The 5670-nt window shown below is 64.3% G+C and carries 3 protein-coding genes; all 3 read right to left on the reverse strand.

Annotated elements, in window-relative coordinates; genetic code table 11:
* Positions 1–406: 406 nt before the first annotated feature.
* The 3 genes from V9L18_RS21860 to V9L18_RS21870 all read right to left on the reverse strand — a co-directional run bounded on the left by V9L18_RS21860 (position 407) and on the right by V9L18_RS21870 (position 5478).
* Positions 407–3457 carry a glycoside hydrolase family 2 TIM barrel-domain containing protein gene (locus V9L18_RS21860; RefSeq protein WP_337349244.1) on the reverse strand — a complete coding sequence of 1017 codons (3051 nt, stop codon included), beginning with the start codon at positions 3455–3457 and terminating at the stop codon, positions 407–409.
* Between the two features lie 113 nt (positions 3458–3570).
* Positions 3571–4578 (reverse strand): LacI family DNA-binding transcriptional regulator, encoded by a 1008-nt coding sequence (locus V9L18_RS21865; RefSeq protein WP_337349245.1) that lies wholly within the window; start codon positions 4576–4578, stop codon positions 3571–3573.
* 48 nt (positions 4579–4626) lie between these two features.
* Positions 4627–5478, reverse strand: coding sequence for a class I SAM-dependent methyltransferase (locus tag V9L18_RS21870; RefSeq protein WP_337349246.1), 852 nt, complete (start codon positions 5476–5478; stop codon positions 4627–4629).
* Between the last annotated feature and the right edge of the window lie 192 nt (positions 5479–5670).

Here is a 5670-nt window from a genome sequence, read left to right on the forward strand (position 1 = left end):
CACACCCGGCACCACCACAACCAAACAACAGCCATGGATCGCTCCGGAGCAACTTTTCAAACTTACCCGGTTTCCAGGAGCTTTGCAAATCGGCGTTTCCGCGATTTCCTGCTCCGGCGAACCGGCCCCACCCGCATCCGGCACGCTAAGAAGCGTGCCATTTTCAGGCTGTTGAAGAAGGGGGTTTGTCGCTATTTTTCCGCTTCAGCGGCGGCGACTCAGAAAACAATACACGGCCGGAACCCCCACGGCAAATCCACCCAAGAAGGGCTGCCTTCCCCCAGAAATCCCTGAATTTGCAGGGATTTCTGGGGCTCTCCGCATTGCGCGTCCACGCCATGCGCTGGAATCCTTCGATATGGAGTGGATCACATGGGTCCCGCCCCGCAGCGGCAACTGCCCCCGCTCAGGGGCGTACCCGCAGGACCACCGAAAAGTCTGCTTCCCTGGGCAGGAGCCGATGGGCCTCAAGTACCCCTGGTCCACAGGCCGCGGTGCCTACTCCCCGCAGCGCGTGGTCCACATAGACGTAGGTCCGACCGTCCGGCACAAGATCTGTGCGGTGCGTTGCCGCGTCCAATGCGTCAAGGCTGTAGGGACGGACCGTCAGGGCAAAAGGGGCTCCGGAGATTTCCAGCGTGCCCGCGGCGAGCGTTACTGAAGCTGATGTCACGCCTGACCGGGCGCCGGACTCCTGCGGCCGGACATAGTCGACATCGAAGCCCTCCAGTGGCAGCGTGAACCATCCCGCCCTGGTGCCCTGGCCCGTGTCGGGGTAGCTCTGGTGCGGCCCCTGGCCGAACCAGCTGACAGTCCGCGTCTGGGAGCCAAGAACAAGCTCCAGGCCGGTCCTCGCCCATTCGACGGGGAAGCCGGCATTGGTCCAGTCCCCGTCCGGACGGACCTGGGTGCGCAGGTTCACTGAGTCTGCGTCTGCGCTCCAGGTGTAGTCCACCAGGACGCCGAACTGTTTGTCCGCCGGGGCCACCCGGGTGTGAACCGTCAGTACCTCGCCGCCATCCGAAGCAGGCTCTGCGGTGATGCCAAGCAGCCGCGAGTGCAGCCTGTTGAGCCCGGCCTGGCTCCATTGTGTGGCCAGCGGCCGACGGTCCGGGCCGGCCCATTCGCTACCCAGGTCATTGTCCGTTGGCGCCCACCAGAGCACTAGGCGAAAGTCCTCCACGGGCACATTGCCAAGGGAAATCGGCAGCCCGGAGATCCTGTCAAACACCACCGGCCCCAGCCGAAGGGTGGCGGGGGAAACGCCCACCGGTTCAAGCGCTGCCGGTCCCCCGGATACCGCAAAGTTCTGAACCGACTGCCCCCACGCGAGTTCGTGGCCGGCCTCAGCCCAGTCCGTGCCGGAGGCAAGGACCGCACTAATGGTCAGGACAGCCGTCTTCCCTCCGGCCAGTGACGCCAGGCCGACGGGAAGTTCAGCGAAGACTTCCGCACGAGGCGGCAGCGGCGAAATGTCCACGACGCCCTCGGCAAGCACCGCACCGGCGCCGGCACCGCCGTCGCGCGCGCCGCCGTCGGCCTCCAGCACATACCGGAAGCTGAGCGCCGAGGTGTCCGAGAAGTCGTAGCCGTTGCGTACGGTGAAACCGGACCAGTCCTCGGCCACAGTGATGCGCAGGGGTTCGATGACCTTCTTGAAGTCCAGCAGGCCTGGGCGGGGGTTGCGGTCCGCGTCAACCAGGCCGTCGGTCACAAAGTTTCCGTCGTGAATTTCCTCACCGAAGTCGCCTCCGTAGGCGAAGTGATCACGGCCGTCCTTGCCCGTAACCGTGATGCCGTGTTCCAGCCATTCCCAGACAAAACCGCCCATCAGCCGGGGATACCGGTCGAAGAGCTCCTGGTATTCGGTCATGCCGCCGGGACCGTTGCCCATGGCGTGTACGTACTCGCACAGCACAAAAGGCATGGCACGGCGGCGGGCATCCAGGTCAGGATCGTCCAGCGGCTCCTCGATCCCCTTGCCGATCAGTTCCGTCTCCGCCTGGCTGGCGTACATCCGCGAATAGACATCCACGTACGCCGACGTCCAGTCACCCTCGTAGTGGATGGGCCGGGAAGGATCCCGATCCTTTGCCCAGCCGGACATCGCTGCCAGGTTCCTGCCCGTGCCGGCCTCGTTGCCCAAAGACCACATGATCACCGCGGCGTGATTCTTGTCCCGCTCCACGGTCCGCCGGATCCTGTCCAGCAGCGCCGGCTCCCACGCCGGGTCGTCACTGGGGTTCTGCGCCCAGCCTGCGCTCTCAAAACCATGGGTCTCGAGGTCGCACTCGAGCACAACGTAGAAGCCCAACTGGTCCGCCAGCGCCAGGAACTCGGGGTGCGGCGGGTAGTGGGAAGTCCGGATGGCGTTAATGTTGTGCTGCTTCATCAGCCGCAGCTCCGTTTCCACCACATCGCGCGGCACCACACGGCCCAGCTTGGGGTGGTGCTCATGGCGATTGACTCCGCGGAGCAGGACGCGTTGGCCGTTGACCTTGAACTGGGCGTCCTCGATGGAAATAGTCCGGAATCCCAGCTGCAAGGTCACGGTTTCGCCCGGTGCGGTGACAGTGGCTGCGTAAAGCCGCGGAAGCTCCGCGGACCAGGGCGAGATGGCCGGGATCCGGTGTTCGCTGCCGGCGGTCAGTTCCAGGTTCAGTTCGGGGACACGTACGACGGCGTCAATCGCCTCGCCGGCCCGGCTCACCTCGACGCGCAGGACGCCTTCGCCACTCACGTGATCGTAGTCTGCGTGCACAAACACGTCATCGATTCCCTGTTCGGGCCGGGCCTGGAGGGTCACGTCCCGGAAGATTCCCGGCAGCCACCACATGTCCTGGTCCTCCACGTAACTCGCGGCCGAGAACTGGGCAACCCGGACGGCCAACACGTTGGCGCCTTCTTTCAGAACCCCGGTGACGTCAAACTCGTGCGCCAGCCTGCTCCCGCGGGTTGTTCCCAGTTCCGTGCCGTTGAGCCAAACCGTGGCGGCGGATTCGACGCCATCGAACCGGAGAAGGGCCCTGGGGAAGAACTCCGGGCCGGCCAGGAATTCCACGACGTGATCGCCGATCGGGTTTGCGTCCGGCACGTGCGGCGGCTCCACGGCAAAAGGGAACTGGACATTCGTGTACGCCGGGGCTCCGTGACCATGCATGGGCCAGCTTGACGGCACGGGAAGGCTGGTGAATCCCTCGAGGTCCTTACCGGACTGCCAGCCGTCACCCGGTGCCTGCCGGATGCCGGGGCTGAGTCGGAACTGCCACTCACCGTTCAGGGACCTCCTGGGAGCGTCACTGCGAAGGTACGCCCGGGCCGGCAAGGTGCCACGGGCCGGTTCAAGGGACGCCAGCGCCGCGGCGTGGTCAGCGCCAACCTCGAGGGCGCGGCCCTTGGACGGCGCGGCGGAACTGGCTGGGATCCCGGCTGGCATGACGGGTGACTGAACTGACATGGGTCTTCCTTGCTGCAGGTTGCTGGGGGGCCGCACCGGGCGTTGTTCGGTTTTCGTGAACGTTCACGAACTACTTAACACTAGCCGCACGCGATCATTTTGGGTAGGGCTTCCTAGGCTGATTCGCGGATGACCAGCTCGTGGCGGAGCATTCTCCGCGCAGCTGCGCTGCCCGGCAGAATGGTGCCGGTCAGCAGCCCGGCGAGGAGTTCGACGGCGGCGCGCCCCACGTCGCGCAGGTCCAGCGAGAGGGTGGTCAACTCAGGGCTCATGAGTACGCCAAGCGGGATCCCGTCCATCCCCATCACGGCGCAATCGCCAGGGACCGAGCGGCCGTGGACGGCCAGGGCTTTCAGTGCCCCGGCTGCCATGAGGTCATTAAAGACAAGGAGCCCGTTGACGGCCGGCTGTTCGGACAGCAGGGCCTCAACGGCGGCCCGTGCGGCTTCGGCGGATTCGCGGGCGTGGGCTACCGTGAGTTCAATGCCAAGGTCCGCGGCCGCACGGGTGACTGCGGCGCCTCGGGCAGACAGTAGCGCTGCAGGACCCGAATCCAGGTAGGCAAGCCGAGTGCGGTCGGCGCCGGCAAGATGTTCCAGACCGAGCCTGGCCGCATAGGCGTAATCGAACGAAATGCCGCCGGCCGAGACTCCTTCGGGGTCATCCAGCACCACCACCGGTCGATGGCCCAGCAGTGCCTGCGCCTCTGCCGCGTGCGGACCCAGGTAGCCAATGACAGCATCCACGTGTGGGGACAGCCGCTCAACTGCGTCCAGACTGATGCCGCTTCCGTGACCAAAATCATCCATCACCACGTTCCAGCCACGCAGCGTCGCCATTTCCACAACGCTGGAGGCGAAGGCGGGAAAGTATGGGTTGGTGAGGTCGGGTATGGCCAGGCCTACCGATGTGCGGGCGCCTTGGACGAGGCCCTTGGCATAGCGGCTGGGTGTGTAGCCCAGCTCACGCGCGAGTTCCTGGACGCGTTGACGTGTCTCCTGCTTGATTCCAGGCATGTCGTTCATCGCCCGGGTCACCGTCTGCCGCGAAACACCCGCCGCGGCAGCGACATCAAGGATCGTGGCACGCTTGACGGGCCGGCCAGCGGAGGGAGCGCTCATAGACCGTAAGTCTAGGGCTAGCCGCCCGGACCCCCTCTCACCGTTGCCCTACACGCCTGGCTTCCGAGCGATGATTGTGAACGTACAGGGCACGAGATCACGTTCGGATTCTGGCCACGCGAAGCCGCCCGGCACCTCAACCATGCGTGGCGAGAACCTCCACGGGATTGTTTTGTCCTCGTCGACCCGAAGGATCTGCAGACCCGCCCCCACAAGGGAGTTAATGATGTCTGACAGGGGATGGGCCCATTGATACGTCCGGGAATGAGCCACCGTGCCATCTCCGGCGTAGGTGGACTCGTCGTCCCATTGCTGTGCTTCGCCGTTACCAAAGTACGGATATCGAAGCTGCAGTCCGTCCGCATGCTCGTCAATGGCGTAAAGAGCTGGATGTCCATCGCGGATGTAAAACGTTCCTCCAGCCCGCAGGAGCCCCGCTACCTGGGCCGCCCAGCGCTGCAGGTCAGGAAGCCAATTGATGGTTCCGATGCTGGTGTATACAAGGTCGAAGAAACCGTCGACGGCGGCACGGGCCTCAAGTACGTCGGTTTCCACCCAGACGGCATGGATGCCCAGACGCTCCGCTAAGTTGGCAGCAGATGCCAAAGCGGCCGGGGAAAAGTCCACGCCAGTGACCCGAGCACCAGCCCTGGCCAAAGAAAGAGTATCGGTGCCGATATGGCACTGAAGATGACAGACATCCAGCCCGGCGACCGTGCTGTCCGGGAGGAACGGACCGAGTGCGGCCAGGTCCGTCCGGATAACTCCGGTTAGATGGTTCGGATCGTCCAAGTCGCTGATCCCGTAGGCCTTTTCGTGCAGGGGCACCCGGTCTTCCCAGTTCTCACGGTTGATCGCGCGTGCAGAATCCCAGTCAATCGCACTCCGGCTATCACTCATCCGGCGAGTCTATGCAGTCGACAATCGAAACTGCGATTATTTCTGTTTATCCTTCGGCCTGGCCAACGTTGGGCAATAGGCCGGCAAGCCGGTACTAGCAACCACGATGTGTGTGTTAAGTGGGAGAACCCCCCAACACGTGTGTGTTGGGGGGTTCTCGACCTTAATGGTTGTCCGGCGGTGACCTACTCT

The organism is Pseudarthrobacter sp. CCNWLW217, from assembly GCF_037203985.1.
Taxonomy (GTDB): domain Bacteria; phylum Actinomycetota; class Actinomycetes; order Actinomycetales; family Micrococcaceae; genus Arthrobacter.